The sequence below is a fragment of the Streptomyces sp. NPDC004031 genome (assembly GCF_053604375.1).
The window spans coordinates 1-25,471 of record NZ_JBSGHL010000003.1 but is presented as its reverse complement, the minus strand read 5'-3'; the positions used below and the strand labels follow the sequence as shown (position 1 = coordinate 25,471).

The 25,471-nt window shown below is 71.9% G+C and carries 21 protein-coding genes and 1 tRNA gene; 10 read left to right on the top strand and 12 right to left on the bottom strand.

The annotated features are described in order from the left end of the window. Positions 1–28 precede the first annotated feature (28 nt). On the top strand, positions 29–2,635 hold the full coding sequence (locus ACWERV_RS02305) for a SpoIIE family protein phosphatase (RefSeq protein WP_452927651.1): 2,607 nt from the start codon (positions 29–31) through the stop codon (positions 2,633–2,635). Between the two features lie 95 nt (positions 2,636–2,730). Further along, positions 2,731–3,168 carry a MarR family winged helix-turn-helix transcriptional regulator gene (locus tag ACWERV_RS02300; protein WP_452927649.1) on the top strand — a complete coding sequence of 146 codons (438 nt, stop codon included), beginning with the start codon at positions 2,731–2,733 and terminating at the stop codon, positions 3,166–3,168. 126 nt (positions 3,169–3,294) lie between these two features. On the opposite strand, the gene ACWERV_RS02295 is transcribed toward ACWERV_RS02300, so the two are convergent. The 3 genes from ACWERV_RS02295 to ACWERV_RS02285 all read right to left on the bottom strand — a co-directional run bounded on the left by ACWERV_RS02295 (position 3,295) and on the right by ACWERV_RS02285 (position 4,530). Next, entirely contained in the window at positions 3,295–3,870 is a 576-nt protein-coding gene (locus tag ACWERV_RS02295; protein ID WP_398541419.1) for a TerD family protein, read from the bottom strand. 115 nt (positions 3,871–3,985) lie between these two features. Beyond that, on the bottom strand, positions 3,986–4,336 hold the full coding sequence (locus ACWERV_RS02290) for a hypothetical protein (protein WP_452927646.1): 351 nt from the start codon (positions 4,334–4,336) through the stop codon (positions 3,986–3,988). Positions 4,337–4,446: 110 nt separating this feature from the next. Beyond that, positions 4,447–4,530: transfer RNA gene (locus ACWERV_RS02285), tRNA-Leu, on the bottom strand. Positions 4,531–5,049: 519 nt separating this feature from the next. On the opposite strand from ACWERV_RS02285, the gene ACWERV_RS02280 reads away from it, so the two are divergent. The 6 genes from ACWERV_RS02280 (at position 5,050) to pknB (ending at position 13,286) form a co-directional block, all read left to right on the top strand. Beyond that, positions 5,050–5,985, top strand: a complete 936-nt coding sequence (locus ACWERV_RS02280) for an FhaA domain-containing protein (protein ID WP_452927643.1) — start codon at positions 5,050–5,052, stop codon at positions 5,983–5,985. A 10-nt stretch (positions 5,986–5,995) separates the two neighbouring features. After that, positions 5,996–6,523, top strand: coding sequence for an FHA domain-containing protein FhaB/FipA (locus ACWERV_RS02275; RefSeq protein ID WP_452927640.1), 528 nt, complete (start codon positions 5,996–5,998; stop codon positions 6,521–6,523). 87 nt (positions 6,524–6,610) lie between these two features. Next, entirely contained in the window at positions 6,611–8,269 is a 1,659-nt protein-coding gene (locus ACWERV_RS02270; RefSeq protein ID WP_452927638.1) for a Stp1/IreP family PP2C-type Ser/Thr phosphatase, read from the top strand. Between the two features lie 22 nt (positions 8,270–8,291). After that, positions 8,292–9,677, top strand: a complete 1,386-nt coding sequence (locus ACWERV_RS02265) for an FtsW/RodA/SpoVE family cell cycle protein (RefSeq protein WP_452927635.1) — start codon at positions 8,292–8,294, stop codon at positions 9,675–9,677. Continuing rightward, on the top strand, positions 9,674–11,128 hold the full coding sequence (locus ACWERV_RS02260; protein WP_452927633.1) for a peptidoglycan D,D-transpeptidase FtsI family protein: 1,455 nt from the start codon (positions 9,674–9,676) through the stop codon (positions 11,126–11,128). Before ACWERV_RS02265 ends, ACWERV_RS02260 begins: the two co-directional genes overlap by 4 nt. A gap of 175 nt (positions 11,129–11,303) precedes the next feature. Continuing rightward, positions 11,304–13,286 (top strand): Stk1 family PASTA domain-containing Ser/Thr kinase, encoded by a 1,983-nt coding sequence (gene pknB, locus ACWERV_RS02255; protein ID WP_452927631.1) that lies wholly within the window; start codon positions 11,304–11,306, stop codon positions 13,284–13,286. A gap of 60 nt (positions 13,287–13,346) precedes the next feature. Here pknB and ACWERV_RS02250 read toward each other — a convergent pair whose 3' ends face one another. The 5 genes from ACWERV_RS02250 to ACWERV_RS02230 form a co-directional block, all read right to left on the bottom strand. Then, entirely contained in the window at positions 13,347–14,108 is a 762-nt protein-coding gene (locus tag ACWERV_RS02250) for a class E sortase (protein ID WP_452927629.1), read from the bottom strand. A gap of 65 nt (positions 14,109–14,173) precedes the next feature. Continuing rightward, positions 14,174–15,661, bottom strand: coding sequence for a class E sortase (locus ACWERV_RS02245; protein WP_452927627.1), 1,488 nt, complete (start codon positions 15,659–15,661; stop codon positions 14,174–14,176). Continuing rightward, the gene (locus ACWERV_RS02240) at positions 15,658–16,296 is read right to left on the bottom strand and encodes an aminodeoxychorismate/anthranilate synthase component II (protein ID WP_452927625.1); all 639 of its coding nucleotides are present in this window, start codon (positions 16,294–16,296) and stop codon (positions 15,658–15,660) included. Before ACWERV_RS02240 ends, ACWERV_RS02245 begins: the two co-directional genes overlap by 4 nt. Beyond that, positions 16,293–16,469, bottom strand: a complete 177-nt coding sequence (locus tag ACWERV_RS02235; RefSeq protein WP_398175094.1) for a hypothetical protein — start codon at positions 16,467–16,469, stop codon at positions 16,293–16,295. The genes ACWERV_RS02240 and ACWERV_RS02235 overlap by 4 nt, the downstream gene beginning before the upstream one ends. A gap of 132 nt (positions 16,470–16,601) precedes the next feature. Beyond that, positions 16,602–17,270: a DUF881 domain-containing protein gene (locus ACWERV_RS02230; RefSeq protein WP_452928057.1), complete on the bottom strand. Its 669-nt coding sequence runs from the start codon at positions 17,268–17,270 to the stop codon at positions 16,602–16,604. 272 nt (positions 17,271–17,542) lie between these two features. On the opposite strand from ACWERV_RS02230, the gene crgA reads away from it, so the two are divergent. Further along, entirely contained in the window at positions 17,543–17,797 is a 255-nt protein-coding gene (gene crgA, locus ACWERV_RS02225) for a cell division protein CrgA (protein WP_398175097.1), read from the top strand. Between the two features lie 313 nt (positions 17,798–18,110). Here crgA and ACWERV_RS02220 read toward each other — a convergent pair whose 3' ends face one another. Both ACWERV_RS02220 and ACWERV_RS02215 read right to left on the bottom strand, forming a co-directional pair. Next, positions 18,111–18,968 (bottom strand): rhomboid family intramembrane serine protease, encoded by an 858-nt coding sequence (locus ACWERV_RS02220; protein WP_452927621.1) that lies wholly within the window; start codon positions 18,966–18,968, stop codon positions 18,111–18,113. Positions 18,969–19,122: 154 nt separating this feature from the next. After that, entirely contained in the window at positions 19,123–19,653 is a 531-nt protein-coding gene (locus ACWERV_RS02215) for a peptidylprolyl isomerase (protein WP_398175101.1), read from the bottom strand. Between the two features lie 215 nt (positions 19,654–19,868). Between ACWERV_RS02215 and ACWERV_RS02210 the strand changes: the two genes are divergently transcribed. Continuing rightward, positions 19,869–20,651: a DUF5324 family protein gene (locus tag ACWERV_RS02210; protein ID WP_452927619.1), complete on the top strand. Its 783-nt coding sequence runs from the start codon at positions 19,869–19,871 to the stop codon at positions 20,649–20,651. Positions 20,652–20,769: 118 nt separating this feature from the next. Here the strand turns inward: ACWERV_RS02210 and ACWERV_RS02205 are convergent, their stop codons facing one another. Then, on the bottom strand, positions 20,770–22,338 hold the full coding sequence (locus tag ACWERV_RS02205; RefSeq protein WP_398175105.1) for an MFS transporter: 1,569 nt from the start codon (positions 22,336–22,338) through the stop codon (positions 20,770–20,772). A 112-nt stretch (positions 22,339–22,450) separates the two neighbouring features. Beyond that, positions 22,451–25,471: ATP-binding protein (locus tag ACWERV_RS02200; protein ID WP_452927615.1), on the bottom strand; the 3,021-nt coding region annotated here is incomplete at its 5' end.

Sequence of the window (25,471 nt, the reverse complement as noted above, 5' to 3'; positions counted from 1 at the left end):
CACGGACGTGCCGGGCGGCCTCCCGGGCATGACCGCGCTGCTCCGCCTCGCCGTGCTGTGCGTCGACCCGGACGGCCGGATCTCGTACTGGAACCGCGGCGCCGAGGAGCTGTTCGGCCACCGCTGGGAGCACGTCTTCGGCCACCGCGCCTCGGGCCTGCTCACCCCCACCCGCACCGCGGCGGGCGCCCTGCACACCGCCTCGGGCACCACGCGGCAGGACACCCTCGACGTCCTCGACGACCTCACCACCTCGGCCTGGTCCGGCGCGCTGGCCGCCGCCGACCGGGACGGCACCGTCAAGGACGTGCTGTGGTGGACGTACCGCATCACCGAACCCGGCGGGCGCAGCCTGCTCGCCATCGCCACGCACGGCAGGCCGCTGCGCACCGGCGGGCTGCGCATCGCGGTGGGCGGCCGGCTGCTGCCCTACGTCGCGGAGGGCCCGCGGCGGCAGGACATCGCCGTCGCCGCCGTCCTTTCCCCCGCGCCCGACCCCGCGCAGGGCCACGCGCTGACCGCCCGGCTGGGCACCGTGCTTCCCGGCGTCAGCCCCGGCAGGCTGGACCGCATCGTCCGGCAGATCGCCCCGCTCGGGCACCCCGCGATCGAGATCGAGGGCGGCGTCCGGCTGCCCGTCACCCCGCAGGACTACGCGCAGGTCGCCGCGGCCGCTCGGGCCGACCGCGCGGCCCGCCGCGAACTGCTGCCCGGTCCCCGCCTGGACCCGGCCGCCACTCCCGAACCGACGACTCCCCGCAGTCATTCGACTACCCAAAGTGCGGACCGTTCAAGCGCGTCGGCGCTCACCGCCGTGCCGCCTCCCACCCCCGGCCGTCCCGCGTCCGTCTCCCCCGCCACCCCACCGCCCGCGGATCCGGGCCGCCCCGGACGCTCCGCGGGGCCCATGCCACCGCCCGGCGCCGGTCCCGCCGCCCGGACCGCACGGCGCGGCAATTCGCCCGGCAGCGCGCTCGACGAGCAGCTGTCGCTGCTGCGCGAGACCGGCTCCGTCGTCGGCTCCACCCTGGACCTCCAGCTGACCGCGCGCGAACTCTGCTCGGTCACCGTCCCCCGCTTCGCGGACCTGGCCAGCGTGCTCGTCGTCGACCAGCTCTTCTCCGACACCGAGCCGCTCAAGGACGACCGCGCGGCCGACAGTGTCGTGGTCCGCCGGATCGCCCTCGCCCACCAGCCCGAGCCCGCCACGGCCTGGCCCGCCTGGGAGACGGCGCTCCCGGAGGGCGAGTTGCTGACGCTGCCCGCGCAGGACGCGGTGCCCAGGCTCGGCGACCCGGTCCTCGTCCCGGTCGTCGACCCCTCGCTCGCCCCCGACATCGCCGCCGACCTGGGGGTCGCGGGGCTCGGCGGCCTGCTGGCCGGCCACTCGCTGATCCTCGCGCCGCTCACCGCCCGCGGTACGGTCCTGGGCCGGATCTGCTTCGTCCGCGGTCCCGGGCGCCGCCCCTTCGACGCGCGGGACGCGGCGACGGCCGCCGAGGTGGCCGCCCGCGGGGCCGTCCACCTCGACAACGCGCGGCTGCACCGGCTGGAGTCGCGCGCGGCCGCGACCCTCCAGCGCTCGATGATGCCCACCAGGCCGCCCCGCATCCCGGGCGTGCGCATCGCCCACCACTACATGCCGGGCGACCGGCAGGCCCAGGTCGGCGGCGACTGGTTCGACGCGATCCAGCTGCCGGGCGGGCGGGTCGCGCTGATCGTCGGCGACGTGATGGGCCACGGCCTCCAGGCGGCGGCCGTGATGGGCCAGTTCCGCACCGCGGTGATCACCATGGCCGCCCTCGACCTGCCACCGGCCCAGCTGCTGCGGCACCTGGACAACCTCGCCCACCGCCTGGGCACCGACCACCTCGCGACCTGCGTCTACGCCGTCTACGACCCGATCAACCGCACCCTCACGCTCGCCAACGCCGGGCACATCCCGCCGGTCCTGGCCGGCCACGACGGGCGCAGCGAGCTGCTGACGATCCCCGGCGGCGCGCCGATCGGGGTGGGCGGGGTGCCGTTCGAGACGGTGGAGATCCCGGTACCGGACGGCAGTTGGCTGGTGCTGTGCACCGACGGCCTGGTGGAGGTGCGCGGCCAGGGTATAGACGCCGGACTCGCCGCGCTGTGCGCGAACGTGATCGAACCCGAGCAGACACCCGAGGACGTCTGCGCGCAGATCCTGCAGCGGGTGCACTCCGAGGACCGGCGCGACGACGTGGCGCTGCTGGTCGCCAGGTTCGAGGGCATCGCGCCGCGCGACGTGGTGCAGTGGCGGCTGCGGGTGGACGAGTCCGATGTCGCGCGGGCCCGCGACCTGACCCGGCGCCAGCTCGACTGCTGGGGCCTGCAACGGCTGAGCGAGACCACCGAACTGCTGGTCAGCGAGCTGGTCACCAACGCGATCCGGGCGGCGTCCTACGAGGTCGAGCTGCGGCTGATGCGCGTCGGCACGCTGCTGGTCGAGGTCAGCGACGACAACCACAACCTGCCGCAGTTGCAGCGCGCCGAAGCGGACGACGTCGAGGGGCGCGGGCTGGCGCTGGTGTCACACATGTCGCGGCGCTGGGGGACGAGCCGCAAGGCGGTGGGCAAGGTCGTGTGGTTCGAACTTCCACTACCCAGCTGATATTGTTGCACTCTACAACACTCAACGTCGGCGGGCGGTCACCGGACCACCTGGTCGGACGGCCGGCGGGAGTGCCGGTGTGAGGAGTCGCAGCCATGAATGCCCGGGAGCCGTCGTCCCTGGACATCGTCCAGCGCGAGCTGACCGCGTTCGCCCGCCGCGCGCGGGCCACCGCGGCACGCATGCACCCCGAGCTCTCGCTCGTGTCGTACACGATCCTGGCACATCTGGAGGAGCAGCAGGGCTGCCGGGCGACCGACCTGGCCGCCCACTACATGCTGGACAAGTCCACCGTCAGCCGGCAGGTCGCCGCCCTGGAGAAGCTGGGCTTCATCGAGCGCCGGGTGGACGAGAAGGACCACCGCGTGCAGGTGCTGCACCTGGCACCCGGCGGGAGGGAGATCCTCACCTCCGCCCGCCGCAGCCGCCAGGAGTCCATCCAGGCGCGACTGGCCGCGTGGGACCCCGAGGACCTGGAACGCTTCGCGCGCTACCTCGTCCGCTACAACGAGGACGCCGCGGCGCACCCCTGAGCCCGCCCGCGCCCCGATCCGAGGCGGCCCTGTCCGCGTGAGCCCCGCCCACCGCCCGGGAAGGCGGCGGACGGGGCTGTCACACCTGCGGCACGCGTACGCCGAGGCGCAGGCCGGAGGCGTACGTCAGAGGTTGACGCCGAAGTCCTGCGCGATGCCGCGCAGGCCGGAGGCGTACCCCTGGCCGACGGCGCGGAACTTCCACTCCGCCCCGTTGCGGTACAGCTCACCGAAGACCATCGCCGTCTCGGTCGAGGCGTCCTCGGTCAGGTCGTAGCGGGCGATCTCGGCGCCACCGGCCTGGTTGACGACCCGGATGAAGGCGTTGCGCACCTGGCCGAAGCTCTGCTGCCGGGTCTCGCCGTCGTAGATCGAGACCGGGAAGACGATCTTGTCGACCTCGGCGGGCACGCCCGCCAGGTTGACGTTGATGGTCTCGTCGTCGCCCTCACCCTCACCGGTGAGGTTGTCACCGGTGTGCTCGACCGAGCCGTCGGGGCTCTTGAGGTTGTTGAAGAAGACGAAGTGCTTGTCCGAGACGACCTTGCCCGACGCGTCGAGCAGCAGCGCGCTCGCGTCGAGGTCGAAGTCCGTGCCCGTGGTCGTGCGAACGTCCCAGCCCAGGCCGACGGCGACCGCCGTGAGTCCGGGGGCCTCCTTCGTCAGTGAGACATTGCCGCCCTTGGAAAGGCTGACACCCATGGTGGATCTCCCTGCTCAATCCGGCGCGGGCCGCGCCACTTGACGATTTCTTTGCCCAATGGCTCCAACGGACACCACCCTGCCCCGGTTCCCGGCGGGCTGCCACCGTACGCGGTCAGCCGAGCTCGGCCACCTGGCCGCGGGCCCACTCCGCCCACTCCTGCCGCATAGCCGTCAGCCGCAGCCCGTACTCCAGGGCCAGTCGGCCGTGGACGGAGATCCTGTCCTCCCCCCGGTCGACCGAGGCCTCCAGCCGCTCCGCGAGCCCGCGGTCGGTGATCGTGTACTCCTTGCGGCCGCGCGGGCCCTCCGCGGCGACCTCCAGCAGCCCGGCGCTCGCGAGTTCCCCCAGCTCGCCGTAGACCTGGCTCTGCGTGGCGGGCCAGACGTTGGCGAGCGAGGAGTCGAACAGTCGGTCACCGCCCGCTACCCCGAGCGCGTCCGCGCCCGCCTCGCCTGAGCCCACGGCACGGCACGGCACGGCACGGCAGCACGAAAAACCCCCGCTCCGGAAGGAATCCGGAGCGGGGGTGATGAGATCTCGGTCACACTTTCACGCCGAGTGCTCACATATTGTGCGCGAGGGGGGAGTTGAACCCCCACGCCCTTTCGGGCACTGGAACCTGAATCCAGCGCGTCTGCCTATTCCGCCACCCGCGCATGGGTGCTGTCGTTCGATTCTCACACATCCGGTGGACTGTCCGGTCCGGTGGCGGTGAGCGCCTTGCGACATGCAGAAGATTAGCACGGGGTCCGGGGTGGAATCACATCCGTTTGACCTGGGCCGGACGCACACCGGCCGCACCCCGGAAGCGGACCGGACCGAGCCGGACCGAGCCGGACCGAGCCGGACCGGTGCCGGGCGGGATGCAGGCCGGAGGGACGGCGGGGACGGTGGCGGAAAGGGTGGCGGGAACACGGCGACAGGTTGCGGGAGTCGGCACGGGGGTACGCGGTCGTGCGGGAGACTGGGGACACTTGGAACGGAGCCGGACCTACCATCGCTGTGGAGCTGGGCGAAGGGGGACAAGGGGAACGGCGCGCGAGCGCGGGCGTGTGAGGGTTGACACTGCCCTGTCCAGGGCGTTCGGGGAACCGCAGGTTTTTCCCGCGCGTGGATACGATCAGTAAGCAGTATCGGATTCGACTCGGAGGAAGACCCGAGGAGGGAGGTGCCCCGTGGGAGTGCTGAAGCGCTTTGAGCAGCGCCTGGAAGGACTGGTGAACGGCACCTTCGCCAAGGTGTTCAAGAGCGAGGTGCAGCCCGTCGAGATCGCGGGCGCGCTCCAGCGCGAGTGCGACAACAACGCCACGATCTGGAACCGCGACCGCACGGTCGTCCCCAACGACTTCATCGTGGAGCTGAGCGGCACCGACTTCGAGCGGCTGAGCCCGTACGCGATCCAGCTGGGCGACGAGCTGGCCGGGATGGTCCGCGACTACGCCAAGCAGCAGCGCTACACCTTCATGGGGTCCATCAAGGTGCACCTGGAGCGGGCCGACGACCTGGACACCGGGCTCTACCGGGTGCGCAGCCGCACCCTGGCGTCCAGCGAATCCCAGCACCCCCAGAATCCGCAGCAGGCCCAGCAGTTCCCGCCGGAGCGCCAGCAACGGCCTGCTGCCCACCAGCAGCAGGCCCCGCAGGGGTATCCGCCGCAGCACGCCCCCTACCCACCGGCCGGCGGACCGCCGGCCCTCCCCTCCGCCGGGGCGCGCCCCGCCGCACCGCCTCCCATGCCCGCCGCGCCGCCGCCCGGCGGCGGCGCGCGGCCCGGCGCGCCCGTCACCCGGCTCCCGGGCACGGGTGTCCCGGCCGGCGCCCCCGGCGCGTCCATGCGGCGCTGGATCGAGATCAACGGGACGCGCCACCAGATCACCCGGCAGACCCTGGTGCTGGGGCGTTCGACCGAGGCCGACGTCCGGGTGGACGACCCGGGCGTATCGCGCAAACACTGCGAGATCAGGGTCGGTATGCCGTCGCTCGTGCAGGACCTCGGGTCGACAAACGGCATTGTGGTGGACGGACAGCACACTCAGCGCGCTACGCTCCGCGACGGCTCCCGCATCGTCGTGGGGAGCACGACCATCGTCTACCGGCAAGCCGAAGGGTGAAGCGGGGCCAATGTCAGAGCTGACCCTGACGGTCATGCGGCTGGGTTTCCTCGCCGTGCTGTGGCTGTTCGTGATCGTCGCGGTGCAGGTGATCCGCAGTGACCTCTTCGGGACCCGGGTGACCCAGCGCGCGGGACGCCGCGACGCCGGGACGCGTCCGCCGCAGCAGCGCCAGCAGGCCGCCCCGCAGCCGCAGCGCGCGCAGCAGCAGCAGCCCCAGCAGAGCCCGCGCCAGCGGCGCGGCGCCCCCACCAAGCTGGTGGTGTCCGAGGGGTCGCTCGCCGGCACCACGGTGGCACTGCAGGGCCAGACGATCACGCTCGGCCGGGCGCACGATTCGACGATCGTCCTCGACGACGACTACGCGTCCAGCCGGCATGCCAGGATCTACCCGGACCGGGACGGCCAGTGGATCGTGGAGGACCTCGGATCCACGAACGGCACCTATCTCGACCGGAATCGGCTCACCACGCCGACCCCGGTCCCGCTGGGTGCTCCGATCCGCATCGGCAAGACCGTCATCGAGCTGCGGAAGTAGTCGCACAATGAGCGAGCGGAGCCACGACGCGCGAGCGAGAGGGTGGGCAGCGTGCGGATGTACCCGGAGCCGACGGGGGAGGTACGCATGTCTCTGAGCCTGCGTTTCGCCGCCGGTTCGCACAAGGGCATGATCCGCGAGGGGAACGAGGACTCCGGCTACGCCGGTCCCCGTCTGCTCGCGATCGCCGACGGCATGGGCGGCCAGGCCGCCGGAGAGGTCGCCTCCTCCGAGGTGATCTCCACCATTGTCTCGCTCGACGACGACATTCCCGGTTCCGACATCCTGACGTCGCTCGGTTCCGCGGTGCAGCGCGCCAACGACCAGCTGCTGCAGATGGTCCAGGAGGACCCGCAGCTGGAGGGCATGGGCACCACGCTCACCGCCCTGCTCTGGACCGGCCAGCGGCTCGGCCTGGTCCACGTCGGCGACTCCCGCGCGTACCTGCTGCGCGACGGCGTCCTCACCCAGATCACCCAGGACCACACCTGGGTGCAGCGGCTGGTGGACGAGGGGCGGATCACCGAGGAGGAGGCGACCACCCATCCGCAGCGCTCGCTGCTGATGCGCGCGCTGGGCAGCGGCGAGCGGGTCGAGCCCGATCTGTCCATCCGTGAGGTGCGGGTCGGCGACCGCTACCTGATCTGCTCCGACGGCCTGTCCGGCGTCGTCAGCCACCAGACCCTCGAAGACACCCTGGCCGGCTACCAGGCACCGCACGAGACGGTCCAGGAGCTCATCCAGCTCGCGCTGCGCGGCGGCGGCCCCGACAACATCACCTGCATCGTCGCCGACGTCCTGGACACCGACGACGGCGACACCCTGGCCGGACAGCTCAACGACACCCCCGTGGTGGTCGGCGCGGTCGCCGACACCCAGCTGCCGCTCAGCGACGCCCGCCACCTCCAGACCCCGGCCGGCCGCGCCGCGGAGCTGGGCCGTACCCCGCAGCAGGCGGGTCCGGCCGGCGCGTTCGGCCCGCCCGGCAGCGGCGGTCCGGTCCCCGGCGCCCCGCTGGGCGCGTTCGGCGAGCACGAGGACGCCGAGAAGGGCGAGCCGCGCAAGGGCCGCTCATGGGTCAAGCGCTCGGTGATCGGCGCGGTCGTGCTCGCGGTGGTCGCCGGCGGCGGCCTCTACGGCTTCTACACCTGGGCGCAGACGCAGTACTACGTCGGCGCCAAGGGCGACCACGTGGCCGTCTACCGGGGCATCGACCAGAAGCTGGTGTGGATCAGCATGTCGAAGCTCCACGAGGACCGCCCCGACATCAAGCTCGCCTACCTGCCGGACTACCTGCGCAACCAGGTCGCCAGCACCATCGCGATGAGCAGCGCCGGCCAGGCCGACGACAAGGCGGACGAGCTGGCGACGCAGGTCGCGGTGTGCGAGAAGGCCGAGCGGGTGAAGGCGCAGAACACCGCCAAGCCCCAGGACACCACCAAGGCGCAGGACGGCGCCAAGTCGTCCGGCAGCACCGGGGACACCGCGTCCGACAAGGACGAGAAGGCCGCGAGCCCGCTCGACAAGGTGAAGAAGGCCACCGCCCTGCCGTCCACCGGCGCGGGCGGCGCGGCCGGCCCCGAGGTGGGCGACCCGACGAGCACGCCCACCCCGGGCAAGAACAGCCCTGACGCCTCGGGCCCCGACAAGGCCGACACCGGCAAGACCACGACCCCGCCCACCCCCGAGGTCCTGTCGCCGGAAGAGCAGGCGAAGGCCCGAAACTGCCCGTCGGGGCAGTCGTAAGACCAGGAGGGCTCGGCTCGTCATGAGCGCCAGCAACACCACCACCATCACGTCGATCGGCGCTCCCAACCGCCGCAACACCGAGCTGGCCCTGCTCGTCTTCGCGGTCCTCATCCCGGTCTTCGCCTATGCGAACGTCGGGCTGGCCATGAAGGGTTCGGTCCCGGCGGGCCTGCTCGGCTACGGCGTGGGCCTCGGCCTGCTGGCCGGGGTGGCCCATCTGCTGGTGCGCAAATTCGCGCCGTACTCCGACCCGCTGATGCTGCCGATCGCGACGCTGCTCAACGGCCTCGGCCTGGTGCTGATCTGGCGGCTCGACCAGGAGAAGAGCCTGGGCACCCCGATGGCGTCCAAGCAGCTGATGTGGTCGACGGTCGGCGTCGCGCTCTTCATCGCGGTGCTGGTCTTCCTCAAGGACCACCGCATCCTGCAGCGCTACACCTACATCTCCATGGCGCTGGCGCTCTTCCTGCTGGTCCTGCCGGTGTTCTTCCCGGCCGTCTACGGCGCCCGGATCTGGGTGACGCTGCCCGGCATCGGCTCGCTCCAGCCCGGTGAGTTCGCCAAGATCGTGATCACCGTCTTCTTCGCGGGCTACCTCATGGTCAAACGTGACGCGCTCGCGCTCGCCAGCCGCCGGGTGATGGGCCTGTACCTGCCGCGCGGCCGCGACCTCGGCCCGATCCTGGTGATCTGGGCCATGAGCCTGCTCATCCTGATCTTCGAGACCGACCTGGGCACCTCGCTGCTCTTCTTCGGCCTCTTCGTGATCATGCTCTACGTGGCCACCGAGCGCACCAGCTGGATCGTCTTCGGCCTGCTGCTCAGCGCCGCCGGGGCGGTCGCGGTCGCCTCGACCGAGCCGCATGTGAAGGTCCGCGTCCAGGACTGGCTGCACCCGCTCGCGCTGGCCTCCAACGGCGGTGTGACCGAGACCGCCCAGTCCCGCTACGCCTTCGGCGCGGGCGGGCTGTTCGGCAGCGGACTGGGCCAGGGCTACTCCCGCCTCATCGGCGGCATCGCGCCCAAGAGCGACTACATCCTCGCCACCGTCGGCGAGGAGATGGGCCTGGCCGGTGTGATGGCCGTCCTGCTGCTCTACGGGCTGCTGATCGAGCGCGGCATCCGCACCGCGCTGGCCGCCCGCGACCCGTTCGGCAAGCTGCTGGCCATCGGCCTGTCCGGCGCGTTCGCGCTGCAGGTCTTCGTGGTGGCCGGCGGTGTGACCGGGCTCATCCCGCTCACCGGTATGACCATGCCGTTCATGGCCCAGGGCGGATCGTCGGTGATCGCCAACTGGGCCCTGGTGGCGATCCTGCTGCGGATCAGCGACACCGCGCGCCGGCCCGCCCCGACCCCCGCCGGATCTCCCGACGCCGAAGCGACCCAGGTGGTGAAGAGCCAGTGAACAAGCCACTGCGACGGGTTGCGATCTTCTGCGGTCTGCTCGTCCTCGCGCTGCTGCTGCGGGTGAACTACGTACAGTTCGTCCAGTCCGACCAGCTCAACAACGACAAGAACAACCGGCGGGTGGCGATCAACCAGTTCGCCCAGCCGCGCGGCGACATCATCGTCGACGGCAAGGCGGTCACCGGCCACACCGAGACCACCGGCAGCGACTTCAAGTACAAGCGCACCTACACCGACGGCAAGATGTGGGCCCCGGTGACGGGTTACGCCTCGCAGGTCTACGGGACGACGATGCTGGAGGGCGTCGAGGACAGCTTCCTCACCGGCGACGACGACCGGCTGTTCTTCAACCGCACCATCGACCTGCTCACCGGCAAGCAGCGCCAGGGCGGCAACGTCGTGACGACGCTCAACGCCAAGGCGCAGAAGGCCGCGTACAACGGGCTCGGCAACAAGAAGGGCGCGGTCGTCGCGCTCGACCCGCGCACCGGCGCGATCCTGGCGATGGCGAGCACCCCGTCGTACGACCCCTCGACGATCGCCGGGAGCAATGACGGCGACGCGTGGACGGCGCTCGACAAGAAGAACGACCCCGACGACCCCACGCAGAACCGCGCGCTGCGCATCACCTACCCGCCGGGTTCGACGTTCAAGCTGGTCACCGCGGCCGCCGCGCTGGAGAACGGCCAGGTCACCAACATCGACGACAAGACGCAGTCGCCCGACCCGTACACCCCTCAGGGCACCACCACGCAGCTGAAGAACGAGGGCAGCATCAAGTGCAAGGACGCCACGCTGCGTGACGCGCTGCGGCAGTCCTGCAACACCGTCTTCGGCAAGCTCGGCACCGACGTCGGCCTGAAGGGCATGGTGGACGAGGCCGAGAAGTTCGGCTTCAACAAGGAGCAGTTCGTCCCGGTGCGCGCCAACGCGAGCAACTTCGACACCGAGATGAGCATCGACCACGTCGCCCAGTCCTCCATCGGCCAGTTCGACACGGCCGCGACACCGCTGCAGATGGCGATGGTCGCGTCGGCCATCGCCAACAACGGTGTGCTGATGCAGCCGTACGAGGTGGACCGGCTGGAGGCGCCCAACACCAGCACCATCTCGCAGACCACCCCGCAGAAGATGAGCACGCCGCTGTCGCCGAAGAACGCCCAGGCGCTCCAGTCGATGATGGAGACCGTCGTCACCGACGGCACCGGCAAGAACGCGCGGATCCCCGGTGTGCGGGTCGGCGGCAAGACCGGCACCGCGCAGCACGGCGTCAACAACGACAAGGCGCCGTACGCGTGGTTCGTCTCCTACGCCATGACCGACCACGGCTCGCCGGTGGCGGTCGCGGTCGTCGTCGAGGACGGCGCCGCCAACCGTGACGACATCAGCGGCGGCGGCCTCGCGGCCCCCATCGCCAAGAGCGTCATGGAGGCGGTGCTCAACAAGTGAGACCAACGTCACGCACGGTGTCGGCCCTGTTCACATACCGGTCAGGTATCGGCGGAGGGCACGGGCGCGGATCCGCGGGAAATGCCCGGTACCGTAGCTCCGTGCAGCGCAGGGCAGGGATTAACGGATTCGGGTCGTGAACGTCAAGATACGGGTTTGAGGAGAGGGCAGAGCTATGGAAGAGCCGCGTCGCCTCGGCGGCCGGTACGAGCTGGGCTCGGTGCTCGGCCGCGGTGGCATGGCGGAGGTGTACCTCGCGCATGACACCCGTCTCGGCCGTACCGTGGCGGTGAAGACGCTGCGGGCGGACCTCGCCCGCGACCCGTCGTTCCAGGCCCGGTTCCGCCGGGAGGCCCAGTCGGCCGCCTCGCTCAACCACCCCTCGATCGTCGCGGTGTACGACACCGGCGAGGACTACGTCGACGGCGTCTCGATCCCTTACATCGTGATGGAGTACGTCGACGGCTCGACCCTGCGCGAGCTGCTCCACTCCGGGCGCAAGCTGCTGCCGGAGCGGGCGCTGGAGATGACCGTGGGCATCCTCCAGGCGCTGGAGTACAGCCACCGCGCGGGCATCGTCCACCGGGACATCAAGCCGGCCAACGTGATGCTGACCCGTACGGGCCAGGTCAAGGTCATGGACTTCGGCATCGCCCGTGCAATGGGCGACGCCGGCATGACGATGACGCAGACCGCCGCCGTCATCGGCACGGCGCAGTACCTGTCGCCGGAGCAGGCCAAGGGCGAGCAGGTCGACGCCCGCTCGGACCTCTACTCGACCGGCTGCCTGCTCTACGAGCTGCTGACCGTGCGGCCGCCCTTCGTGGGCGACTCCCCCGTCGCGGTGGCCTACCAGCACGTCCGCGAGGACCCGCAGCCGCCGTCGGTCTTCGACCCCGAGGTCACCCCCGCGATGGACGCGATCGTCCTCAAGGCGCTGACCAAGGACCCCGACTACCGCTACCAGAGCGCCGACGAGATGCGCGCCGACGTCGAGAGCGCGCTCGACGGCCAGCCGGTCGCCGCGGCCGTCGCGATGGGCGCGGCCGGCTACGGCTACCCGCCGTCGTACGGGGACGGCGCCGCCACCACGGCGCTACCGCAGCAGGCCGACCCGCGCACCTCGATGCTGCCGCCGGCCCGTGACGACGACGGCGGCTACGGCTACGACGAGCGCCCCGACCGCCGCCGGCAGAAGAAGAGCGGCGGCAACGCGTCCACCGTTCTGCTGGTGCTGGCCGGTGTCCTGGTGCTGGTCGGCGCGATCTTCCTGGGCAAGGCGCTCTTCGGCGGCAACGGCGCCGGCAGCAGCGAGAAGGTGCCCAGCTTCGTCGGCAAGTCCATGGACGAGGCGAACACGACGGCGAGCAATGTCGACCTGAAGATCGTCGCGGGCACCCCCGCCTTCTGCGACGCGGTCGACAAGGACCTGATCTGCTCGCAGACTCCGGCGGCCGACAGCGCGATCCCGTCCGACAAGACGGTCACGGTCGTCCTGTCGAAGGGTGCGGCGCCCACGGCCGTCCCGGATGTCGTCAACGACAAGTTCGAGGACGCGCAGACCCAGCTGACGAACGCCGGTTTCCAGGTCAAGCGGGTGGACCAGGAGTCCACCACGGTCGACGAGGACACCGTCATCAGCCAGGATCCCAAGGCGGGCATCAAGGAGCCCAAGGACACGATCATCACGCTGAAGGTCGCGGTCAAGCCGGCGGAGAAGCAGATCCCGGATCTCGCCGGCTACACCGAGGCCGGCGCGAAGAAGCAGCTCCAGGACATGGGCTTCACCAACATCCACACCCAGCGCCAGCCCTCGGACGACACGCAGTATCAGAACGGCACGGTCATCAGCACCAACCCGCAGGCGGGCTCCTCGGCGAAGCTGGACGACTCGATCACCCTGATCGTCTCCTCCGGCCCGACGCAGCAGACGCAGGACCCGACGCAGCAGGCGGTCATGCCGGACGTCTCCGGCCACCGGCTGGGCGAGGTCAAGCAGCAGCTCCAGGCGATGGGCGTGAACGTCGAGGTCATCGGCGGCGGCCCGCAGGGCGACAACGCCCGGGTGATCAACAGCACCACACCGCAGGGCACACCGCTCCAGCCGGGCCAGACGGTCCAGGTGATGACGATGGGCGGCGGCCCCGGCGGCGGCTGATCCCGCGGGGCCCGGGGCATCCCCGGGCCCACCGCAGCACCAGGGGCGCCGCCGTCCGGACTAGCGCAGTTCGGGCGGCGGCGTCCTTTGTGCGTCGACCTTCTGGGTGCGGACCAGCTCGCCCCACACGATGTAGCGGTAGCGCGAGGTGTAGACCGGGGTGCAGGTCGTCAGGGTGATGTAGCGGCCCGGCTTGGTGCGGCCGGACTCCTTCGGCACCTGGGCGGCCACGCCGACGTTGTACTTCGAGGTCTGGTCGAGGATCTTGTAGACCTTGTAGATGTACCAGGTGTCCTTGGTCTCGAAGACGATCGCGTCGCCGTTGTCGATCTTGTTGATGTTGTGGAACTTCGCACCGTGGCCGTCGCGGTGCGCGGCGAGCGTGAAGTTGCCGGTCGTGGCCCACGGCATCGCCGCCGGGATGGGCTTGGTGTAGTAACCGGCCACCCCCTCGTTGAGTACCTTGGTGGAGGTGCCCTTCTTGACCAGCACCTCGTAGTTCTTGCCCATCGCGGGGACGTGCAGAAAACCTATGCCGCCGCCGGTGTCCAGGCCGCGGGCGGGCGCGCCGGGCGGTGCGTGGGACCACTCCTGGCGGACCTTGTCCGCCTCCTTGGCCTCGTGCCGGTCGGCCAGCACGTTCGTCCACCACAGGGAGTAGACGACGAACAGGGCCAGGACCAGCCCGGCCGTGATGAGCAGCTCGCCGACGACGCTCACGACGGAGGCGAAGGCGCTCCTGCCGCGCGGGGTCCCGGCCTGGCCGTCGCCGCTCTCCGGAGCACCGGGGTCGCCCGTCTCGCTGGTCGTGGTGGTCGTCACGCTGTTCAGCTCTCCGTCCGATGGCACTGCGGCACTGCCGGCGAGGGGAAGGCTCCGCGGATCCGTCAGTCGCCGGAGACGAGCGCGTCCGGCTTGCCCTTGCTGCGCGGGCGCTCCTCGACCAGTTTGCCCCACACGATCAGCCGGTTGGTGCTGGTGAATTCCGGCGTGCAGGTGGTGAGCGTGAGGTAGCGGCCCGGCGCGGTGAAACCCGATCCGTTCGGGATCGGCTTGAGCACGCTGATGTTGCTCGGCGGCGTACTGGCCAGCGAGCTGGTGATCACGTAGGTGTAGTACTCGCTCTCCGTCTCGACCACCACCTTGTCGCCGGGCGTGAGGTGGTTGATGTAGCGGAAGGGCTCGCCGTGGGTGTTGCGGTGCGCGGCGACGGCGAAGTTGCCGGTCTTGTCCCAGGGCATCGCGGTGTTCAGGGAGCCGTCGTAGTGGCCGACCATGCCCTTGTCGAGCACGTTGTGCTTGGAGACGCCCTGCGCGATGGGCGCCTTGACGTCCAGCTTGGGGATGTACATGATCGCGAAGCCCTGGCCGGGCGAGAAGGTGCCGGGCACCCGGTTGGGGTCGGAGGACTCGTTGTCCCACTTCTGCTGGAGGTTGTTCGCGGCGCCCGCGGCCTCGCGGTGGGCGCGGACGTTGGTCCACCACAGCTGGTAGGTGACGAACAGCAGCATCAGCACGCCGAGGGTGATGAACAGCTCGCCGACGACCCGGCTGGCGATGACCGCGGGGCTCTCCTTCGCGGCTTTCGCGGCCCGTCTGGCCTCCACCCGGCTCAGTGGTGCGGCCGGGGCCGCGCTCTGCGCCTGCGCGGCCTGGGGGGCGCCCTCCCGGCCTCCCCCGCGGGCCCGGTGCCCGCCGCCCTGCCGTGCGGCCTTGCGCCGCGCCGCCCGTCCGCCGTCCGCGGGCGGTACGGCCGCCGGGACCGCGGCCACGGCCGCCGCGGGGGCTTCGGGCTCCGCCGGTTCGGGCGCCACGACCGGCAGCACCGCGGTGTCCCCACCACCCGCCGCCTCCCCGCCCTCCCGCGGCTCGTCGTACGGTGCTGGCCCGGTCGGCTCGTCGTACTGCGCGGGCCGCGTCGGCTCCTCGTACGGTGCGGGGCGCGTCGGCTCCTCGTACGCGGCCGGGGCGGCCGGTTCCTCGTACGGTGCGGCGGCGGGTGCCGGGGGCTCCTCGTACGGCAGCGCGGCGGGGGGCTGCTCGTACGGGAGGGCGGCCGGGGCGGCCTCCAGGGGCTGGGCGGGGCTGAACCACGGGGAGGCGGAGGCGGGCCCGGCGAAGGCCTGCGGCGCGGGGGCGTACACCTGCTCCGGCCCGGGGCCCTGCTCCGCGTACGGCTCCGGAACGCCGCCCTGCTGCGGGGCCGGGTCGGCGCCCGGGGCCTCCGGCGGCTCCTCCTGGACGGCGGCGGGGCGGCCGGGCAGCGGGTCGTTCAGCGGATCGTCGAGCTGTTCCACGACAGCTCTGAACTGCCCGGTGTTCTCGTACGACATCGGGCCGTCGTCGGCGGGGCGCTCCGGGCGGAGCGTGGTCACGCCCCCGCCCTCCCGACAACGGGCGCGAGGCCCTCCGAGCGGTCCCTGGCGCCCGCGTCACCGCATTCGGCGAGCCAGTTGGCCAGCATCCGGTGCCCCCATTCGGTGAGCACCGACTCGGGATGGAACTGCACGCCCTCCACAGCCGCCTCCCGGTGTCTGAGCCCCATGATGATCCCGCTGTCCGTCCACGCGGTGACCTGGAGCTGGTCCGGGAGGGTCGGGCCCTCGACGGCGAGCGAGTGGTAGCGGGTGGCGGTGAAGGGCGACGGCAGTCCGGCGAAGACGCCCGCCCCTTCGTGCGTCACCAGCGAGGTCTTGCCGTGCAGCAGCTCGGGGGCCCGGTTGACGACGCCGCCGTAGGCGACCGCGATGGACTGCATACCGAGGCAGACGCCGAAGACCGGCACCCCGGTTTCCGCGCAGTGCCGCACCATGTCGATGCACACCCCGGCCTCCTCGGGGGTGCCGGGGCCGGGGGAGAGCAGCACGCCGTCGAAGCCGTCCTGCGCGTGCGCGGGCCGCACCTCGTCGTTGCGCAGCACCTCGCACTCGGCGCCGAGCTGGTAGAGGTACTGGACCAGGTTGAAGACGAAGCTGTCGTAGTTGTCGACCACGAGGATGCGTGTGCTCATCGGACGGCGGCCATCCCGTTGTCGACGGTGACGTCATTGAAGGGCAGCAGCGGCTCCGCCCAGGGGAAGACGTACTGGAAGAGGAGGTAGACGACTGCCAGCACCAGCACCAGGCAGGTCAGCGCCCTTATCCACGCGTTGCCCGGCAGATTCCGCCAGATCCAGCCGTACATGCGGTCCCTTCCTTCCGGCTCCCCGGAACAGAGTAAGGGGAGATCGCCCGGAGTGGGTTGGTAGCCGGACAAAGCTTCGTCCCGGCTTCACCTGCGCGTCCGGCGCCCAAGACCCCGTGATCCGGGGGTTTTTCAGGGCTGGTCCACAGGCTGCGCATAGTGAAGGGACGTCGAGCCGGCGTAGCCCGGCAGGGTGGTGGAGCGCGCGCTGGAGACCTTCCAGCCGAGGCCGTACGCGGCCACGTACTGGAGGTAGTTCTGGATCGCGGGGCTCGCGTCGAGAGCCTGGCGGAGTTTCCCCTGGTCGCCGACCGCGGTGATGCGGTAGGGCGGGGAGTAGACGCGGCCCTGGAGGATCAGGGTGTTGCCGACGCAGCGGACCGCGCTGGTGGAGATCAGCCGCTGGTCCATGACCCGGATACCGCGGGCGCCGCCCTGCCACAGCGCGTTGACCACGGCCTGGAGGTCCTGCTGGTGGATGACCAGGTCGTTGGGCTGCGGGTCGGGCACACCGGGGATGAGCGGGGTCGCGCCCTGCGGGGCGTCGTTCAGGGTGACCTCGACGGAGGGGCCGCTGAGCGGGGCGGTGCCGGCGTCCTTGCGGAGGGCGTCGATCCTGGCCTGCTCGGCGGCGCTGAGGCCGCTGCCCTGCCGGGTGAGCTTGTCCACGTCGTCGCGGACGCCGGTGAGCTGGTCCTCCAGCTGCTCGTTGTGGGCGTTCTTGGTGCGGATGGTGTCGGAGAGCTTCGGCAGCGGGTCGTCGCTGCGGATGTCGACGCCCTTGGCGGTGTCGAAACTCATCCAGAAGATCAGTCCGGCGAGCGCGAAGACTCCCGCGCTGGCCAGCCGCAGCGCCACCGTGCGCGGGACGGGGCGAGGGGAGGGGGCGGGTGAGCTTCCGCCGGGATCCGTCGCCACCGTACGCTGTCTCCTTAACAAGCAGATGAAGCACTACGCTAACGGACGCCCGGCGGCGGCACCGCCCCCGCCGGTGGCAGACCGTCGTCCCATACCCGCCAGGACCGCCCAGCACCCCCGCGCGGTTACGCAGCGCATCGACAGGAGAGTCCCTCGTGCCGAAGTCACGGATCCGCAAGAAGGCCGACTTCACCCCGCCCCCGGTGAAGGCAGCAACCGCCATAAAGCTGGGCAACCGCGGCTGGGTCGCCCCGCTGATGCTGGCGTTCTTCGTCGTCGGGCTGGCCTGGATCGTGCTCTTCTACGTCACGCAGGGCGATCTGCCGGTGGACGCGTTCGGCAACTGGAACATCGTCGTGGGCTTCGGCTTCATCGCCGGGGGCTTCGTCGTCTCCACTCAGTGGAAGTAGCGGACACCTCCGGCGGCAGCGCCGGAACGGTTGTCCACAGAGTTATCCACAACCATGTCCACAGTGGGGAAAAGGTCGGAAGATCTGTGGATAACCTCTACGAGGTTGACGCCGGTACGACCGGTGGCCGCGGCTGACGGCCACCGGTCGTTTGCTGTCCCGCCACCGAACCGTAGTGATCTTGCCGGATAAAACGGGACAATCCGAACGCTCGGCCGCCTGCACACAACCCCTTCCGCAGGGTGTGCACAACTCGCACAGGCTTCCCTACCCGCTGTGGATAACGTGTGATCAACGGCTGTGGTTACGGCCCTCAGGACGTGACCTGGACCACAGCGATCACGCTGAGCACCAGCGAGAGCACCAGCACTCCCGCGGTGGTCCCCCACTGCACCGCGTTCCGCCGCTCGCGCGGGGCGTAGAACATCGCTATGGCGACCGCGGTGCCGCCCACCAGCCCGCCCAGGTGCGCCTGCCAGCTCACATGCGGCCAGGTGAAGGTGAAGAGGATGTTCAGCCCGAGCAGGATCAGGATCGGGCGCATGTCGTAGTTGAGCCGCTTCACGAAGACCGCGGTCGCGCCGAAGAGCCCGTAGAGCGCCCCGGAGGCGCCGAAGGTGAGCGCGCCCGGGTCCAGCAGCAGCACCGAGGCACTGCCCGCCAGCGCCGAGACCAGGTAGAGCGACAGGTAGCGGCTGCGGCCGAGCATGCGCTCCAGCGGTCCGCCGATCCACCACAGCGTCAGCATGTTGAAGAGGATGTGCGTGAAGTTGGGCGGCAGGTCGTGCACGAAGGCCGAGGTGATGACGCGGTACCACTCGCCGTCGGCGACACCGCCGCACCGCTGGCCGATCGTGCCCTTGGGGCCGCAGGCCGCCCACAGTCCGAGGTCCTCGGCGATCCTTTTGCCGACCGTCAGTTCCAGGACGTAGACGGCGACGTTGAGCGCGATGAGGATCTTGGTGACGAGGAAGGGATCGTGGGCCACCACGCCGCCCGCGATCGTGCGCTGCCGGGTGTGGGGGAACGATCCCTGCCGTACGCAGTCCGGGCACTGGAAGCCGACGGAGGCGCTGATCATGCAGTCGGGACAGATCGGCCGCTCGCACCGGGTGCAGCGTATGCCGGTCTCCCGGTCCGGGTGCCGATAGCAGCAGACCGGCTGGTCCATGAGTCCACTCCCCTGTCGCGACGCCCCCGTGGCGCCGAACGCCCCACCCGCTCTTCCGACGTGCGGGCGGGGCGCGGTGTTCCCGTCGTGTGCCCGCCGCTCGATCAGGTGGCCGGACGGCGCCAGGCGCCGTCCGGAGACCCCGCAGCCTACGTCAGCCGCGCTTCTCGACGACGACCGACTCGATCACGACGTCCTCCAGCGGACGGTCGGTGCGCGGGTTGGTGGGGCTGCCCACGATCGCGTCCACGACCTTGCGGCTCGCGTCGTCGGCGACCTCGCCGAAGATCGTGTGCTTCCCTGTCAGCCACGCGGTCGCGGACACGGTGATGAAGAACTGCGAGCCGTTGGTACCCGGGCCCGCGTTGGCCATCGCCAGCAGATAGGGCTTGTTGAAGGCCAGGTCCGGGTGGAACTCGTCGGCGAACTTGTAACCGGGACCGCCGGTGCCGTTCCCCAGCGGGTCGCCGCCCTGGATCATGAAACCGGAGATCACCCGGTGGAAGACCGTGCCGTCGTAGAGGCGGTCGTGCGAGGCCCGACCGGTGTTCGGGTCGATCCACTCCCGGGTGCCCTCGGCGAGGCCCACGAAATTGGCCACGGTCTTGGGGGCATGGTTCGGCAGCAGCCGGATCACGATGTCGCCCTGGTTGGTCTTCAAGGTGGCGTAGAGCTCCTCGGCCACGGTCTACCTTCCATAGTCGTCGCTGACAGGGGTTGATCCTCGCACGGCGCGAACCGCCGCGCGGCCTTCCCCCGCACTCCGCGCCCGCCGACTGCGCAGCAACCGGGCCGACTGACCCGTATGCGCGTCCGCACATGCCGTACGCGGTGTAGACGGGCATGATTTCAAACCGGATGGAAAGGCGAAAACCGTACGCCACCGAGGAGGAGGTTCCTGTGACCCGCATCGACAGCGTGCGCAGCGCGGCTGACATGACGAAGGACAGCGTGCGGCACGCCGCGGAGGTGGCTGCGCCGTACGCCAACACCGCGAAGGACGAGGCCGCGCGGTACGCACAGCAGGCCGGTGTCTATGCCCAGCAGGCGGGCGCGTCCGCCCGCCGGGCCTACGACGCCAGACTCGCCGCCCAGGTGAAGCAGGCGCGCGAGCAGGCCTGGGCGGCGGTGCCGCCGAAGGCCGCGGAGGCGGTCGAGACCGCCGCCAAGCGGACCGCCCAGGGCGCACGGACGGCCGCCGACTACGCCGTACCGCGGGTGAGTTCCGCGGTCGCGGCGACGCGGGCAGTGGCCGTGCCGGTCACCGCCGAGGCACTGGTGCGCGGCAGCGCGGCCCTGCACGCGCTGCGCGGCCAGGTGACCGCAGCCGAGATCGACCGGCTGGTCCGCAAGCGGATCCGGCGGCAGCAGACCGCGCGCGCTTTCCGCACACTGCTGCTGGCCGGGGCCGCGGGCGGTGCCGTCTACGCCGCCTGGCGCTGGTGGAGCGCCCAGTCCGACCCGGAGTGGCTGGTGGAGCCGGGCGAGGCCACCGAGGCGCCGGCGCCGGAGGAGACGATCAGCGGTACGAGCACGCTGACCGTCGTCGACCCGCTGGACGGGCCACCGTCGTCGGTCAACGGCCAGAGCGGCGCGCACGTCGACCTCGTCGACGGCTCCGCCGGTACGGACGCGGACGCCGAGTCCTCGTCGTCCGAGGACGACAAGCCCGAAGGCGCGTAAGGCCGCCCGCCGGGGCGGGGGCCCGTCCCCCGCCCCGGCACCGGCACGTCGCAGAGCCCTGGCCCCGCACCCCTCGGCAGGGGTGCGGGGCCAGGGCTCCGCGACGTCCTACGGGATGTCAGGCGGTCGCGGGCTCCGGGTCCAGCAGCACCGCGGGCACCTTGCGCAGGGTGACGAGCGCGAAGACCGCTCCGGCGAGCATCAGGGCGCCGCCGATCAGGGTCGTGGTGTGCAGGCTGTCGGTGAAGGCGTTCCGGGCCGCCTCGACGACCTGGTGCCCGAGCCCGCCGCCCAGCTGCGTACCGGTCGCCACACCGCCGCTCACCGACTCGCGGGCCGCGCCGGTCTGGCCGGCCGTCAGCCCGGACGGCAGCGTGAGGCCGCTGCGGTAGTACGCGTTGAGCACCGAGCCGAGGATGGCGATACCGAGGGCACCGCCGAGTTCCATCGCCGTCTCCGAGGTGGCCGCGGCCGCGCCGGTACGGGTCGCCGGGGCGCTGGCGAGAATGGTGTCGGCGGTCACCGCGAAGGTGAGCATCAGACCCGCGCCGTTGACGATCACCACGGGCAGCAGCTGCCAGTACGCGCTGTGCTCGGTGGCCAGGCCCAGCCCCGCCGTGCTGAGGCCCATGAGCACCAGCCCGGCGGCGACCGTCCGGGCCCGGCCGATGAGCGGGATCAGGGCGGAGGCGGCGGGCGCGACCAGCGCGGCGGCCAGCGGGCCGGGCAGCACGGCGAGGCCCGCGGTCAGCGGCGACCAGCCGCGCACCTCCTGGAAGTACAGCGAGAAGCCGAGGGAGAGCACGGTCGAGGCGAACATCGTCACGACGTTGGCGCCGATCGCGCCGGAGAAGGCGGGGTTGCGGAACAGGCGGAGGTCCAGCAGCGGCTCGGCAAGCCGGGTCTGACGGCGCAGGAAGGTCAGGAGCAGCGCCGCGCCCAGACCGGCCGCGATCCACACCGAGGGCTCGGCGACGCCGTCCCGGGCGGCGGTCTTGATCGCGTAGATCACGCCGAACATGCCCAGCACCGACAGCGGCACGCTGGCCCAGTCCAGCCGCCCCGGCTTCGGGTTGCGGCTCTCCGGCAGCACGACCAGGCCCAGGGCCAGCACCAGGGCCATCACCGGCACGTTCACCAGGAAGACCGAGCCCCACCAGAAGTGGTCCAGCAGCAGGCCGCCGACGACCGGGCCGAGCGCGAAGCTCGCCGCGGCCACACCGCCGCTGATGCCGACGGCGGCGGTGCGCTCCTTGGGGTCGGTGAAGACCGTCCGCACCAGGGAGAGCGTGGAGGGCATGATCGTGGCGCCGAACAGGCCCAGCAGCGCGCGGGCCGCGATGAGCATCTCCGGGCTGCCGGCGTAGGCGGTGAGCGCGGAGGCGGCGCCGAAGCCGGTCACCCCGATGAGCAGCAGCTTCTTGCGGCCTATCCGGTCGCCGATGTTGCCCATCACGATGAGCAGGCCGCCCAGCACGAAGCCGTAGACGTCCACGATCCACAGCAGCTGGGTGGCGGACGGTGCGAGCTGGGCGGTGAGCGAGGGGACCGCGTAGTTGAGCACGCTGGTGTCGATGCCGAGCAGCGCGGAGGCGACGCTGCAGATGGCCAGGACGGCCCAGCGCCGCCCGTCGCGGTCGGCGGCGGCCGGTGCGCCGGTGGTGTCGTGCGTCGATGTCTTCGTCATGCACGGCAGCCTGCGGGGCACCGCTGACCGGCGGCTGACCGTCCGCGCACCGCTCACGCACCGCGCGCGCACCGCGGGTGGTGCGGGGCCGTGCGGGCGGTGCGCGTGGCGGTCAGCCGCCGCAGACGTACGAGGTCAGCAGCGCGAACGCGGTGTTCCGGTCGCCGGGCACCTCCGCCGGACGGTCCGTGCCGCCCGTCGCGGCCCGCAGCGCCTCCCGGACGACGGTGCTGTCCGGCCCGGTGCCGGGGCCGCCACGCAGGGCCTCGGCGGCCCCGAGCAGCGCGGCGGCCCGCCCGGGATCGCCCTCCAGCAGCGCGAGGGCGGCCGCGGCGTCGGCGACGGTGGCCGCGGTCTCCGCGGCCATCCGCAGCACGTCGGGGTCGAAGGTCACTGCGTCCCGCAGCGCGTCCCGCGCGCCCTCCGTGTCGCCCGCGGCCACCGCGATCCGGGCGAGCGCCACCTGCACGCCGGTACGGATCGCGTTGCTGGAGAACCAGCCGGTGGGGCATTCGGCGAGGGCCTGCTCGGCCAGTTCCCGGGCGCCCGGCAGATCGCCGCGCAGCCGCGCGATGTCGGCGAGGCCCCTGTGCGCGACGGCCAGGCTCTCGGGGGCGCCGGCCCGCCGGGAGAGCGTGGCGGCCCGCTCGCAGTCGGCCTCGGCGCCCGCGAGGTCCCCGCCCCGCAGCCGGTAGGCGGCGCGGTTGGCGAGCAGCTCCGCGACGTCGAGGGCGGAGTCCAGCTCCTCGGCGAGCACCAGCGCCTCCTCGTGCAGCGCCACCGCCGCCCGCAGGTCCCCCGCGTGGTCGGCGAGGTCGGCGAGCAGGTGCAGGCAGGTGATCATGCCCCAGCGGTCGCCCTGCTGCCGGAAGCCCGCCAGCGCGGTCCCGCAGGCCTCGCGGGCGGTGTCCTGGTCACGGTGGGTCAGCCACGCCTGGAAGCCCCTCCCGAGCTGCCCCAGCGCGTCGTACCAGGGGTCGTCGAGGGCGGCGAGCCGTGCCTCGGCCTTGGCGAGGTCGTCGGTGTCGGCGGAGGGCGCCCCGGCGAAGGGGGCCCACAGCAGCGTCAGGACGGGGTAGCGGCTCGCCACCCGGTAGAAGCCCTCGACGATCCCGGCGGCCTCGGCCACGTGCGCGGTGTAGCCGGAGGGGTCGCTCAGCGCGTTGACGACGGCGAGCACGCACAGCGCGTACTCCTCCTCCAGGCCCTCGGGCGCATGCGGTCCGACGGCCGCCAGCACCTGCCGGGCGGGGCCGACACCCTCGTAGCGCACCCCGCGCAGCAGCCAGTACGAGGAGAGCGCCGAGATCAGCCGCATGGCCCCGGGGATGTCACCGGCGTCGAGGGTGCGGTGCAGGGCGGCCTGGAGGTTGTCGCGCTCGTCGGACAGCAGCCGCAGCCACTCCAGTTGACCCGCGCCGCGCAGATGGGGGTCGGCGGCGAGGGCGAAGCCCAGGAAGTGGGCGGCGTGCGCGCGGTGGGTCCGCTCCGTCTCACCCGCCTCGGCGAGCCGCTCGGCGCCGTAGGCGCGGATGGACTCCAGCATCCGGTAGCGGACACCGCCGGGCCCGTCCGTGTGCTGGGCGACCACGAGCGACTTCTCGACCAGCGCGGCCATCAGGTCGAGCATGTCCTCGGGGTCGATGCCCCCTTCCGCCCCGTCGCCGTCCGCGCACACCGCCTCGGCGGCCGCCGGGGTCCAGCCGCCCGCGAAGACCGAGGCGCGGCGCAGCACGGCCCGCTCGTCCTCCGGCAGCAGTTCCCAGCTCCAGTCGACGACCCCGCGCAGCGTGCGCTGCCGCGGCTGGGCGGTCCGGCTGCCGCGCGACAGCAGCCGGAAGAGCACATCGGGGCGCGGCCCGAGGCTGTACGGGGCCGTGTCGGCGGGCAGCGCGCCGAGCCGCGCGGCGATCTCGGTGACGGGCAGCGTGCGCAGCCGGGCGGCGGCCAGCTCGATGGCCAGCGGCAGCCCGTCGAGGGTCGTGCACAGCCGCAGGACGGTGTCGGCCGTGGCCGGATCGGCGCCCAGGTCGAAGCCGGGGCTGACGGCCGCCGCGCGCTCGGCGAAGAGCCGTACGGCGGGAGAGGCGAGCACCTGGTCGCGGTCGCTGCCCGGCCTCGGCAGAGCGAGCGTGGGCACCGGGCACAGTGTCTCGGCGGTGATGCCGAGCGCCTCCCGGCTGGTGGCCAGGATCCGCAGGGAGGGGGAGGCGGCGAGCAGCCGTTCGGCGAGCGCCGCGGCGTCGGCCACCACGTGCTCGCAGTTGTCCAGCACCAGCAGCAGCGGCCGGTCGGCGAGCGCGGCGGCGATCCGGGCCACAAGATCGGCCGCACCCGAGGGCCCTGGGTGGCCGGACGGCGGGAGCAGTCCTCCGTCGCGCAGGCCCAGGGCGCCGAGGACCGCCTGCGGGACCTCGGCGCCCTCGGTCACGCCGGTCAGGTCCACGAAGCACACGTCGTGCGGATGGCGGGCGCCCGCCTGCACCGCGAGCCGGGTCTTGCCCGCGCCGCCCGGACCTATGAGGGTCACCAGCCGCCGCCGGGCCAACTGCTCGCCGATCACCGACAGTTCCTCACCACGGCCGACGAAGCTGGTGAGCTGCGCCGGGAGGTCGTGCCGCGCGGTCTGCGGGGAGGGCGTGTCCGGCGGGGTGGCCGGAGGGACGGCGGGCGGTGTCCGCACCGAGGACGCGACGGGTATCGACGATGCGGTACCGGTCGGCGTTTCACGTGGAACATCCCGGCTCGGTGCGTTTTCCGCTGTTTCACGTGAAACAGCGCTCGCCGGAATGTCCAGCGGTTCACCGCGGAGGATCGCCAGGTGGACGGCGGCCAGTTCGGGCCCGGGGTCCGCACCGAGGGACTCGGCCAGCTCGCGGCGGGCGTCCTCGTACGCCTCCAGCGCCTCGCTCTGCCGCCCGCTGCCGTACAGCGCCCGCATCAGCTGCCCGCGCAGCCGCTCCCGCAGCGGGTGGGCGGCGACCTCCGCGCCCAGCTCCGCGACCAGCGAGCGGTGCCTGCCGAGCGCCAGATCGGCCTCGACACGGTCCTCGACCGCACCGCCGCGCAGCTCCTCCAGCCGGACGACCTGGGCGGCGGCGAAGGGCGCGTCACCGACGTCGGCGAGCGCCGG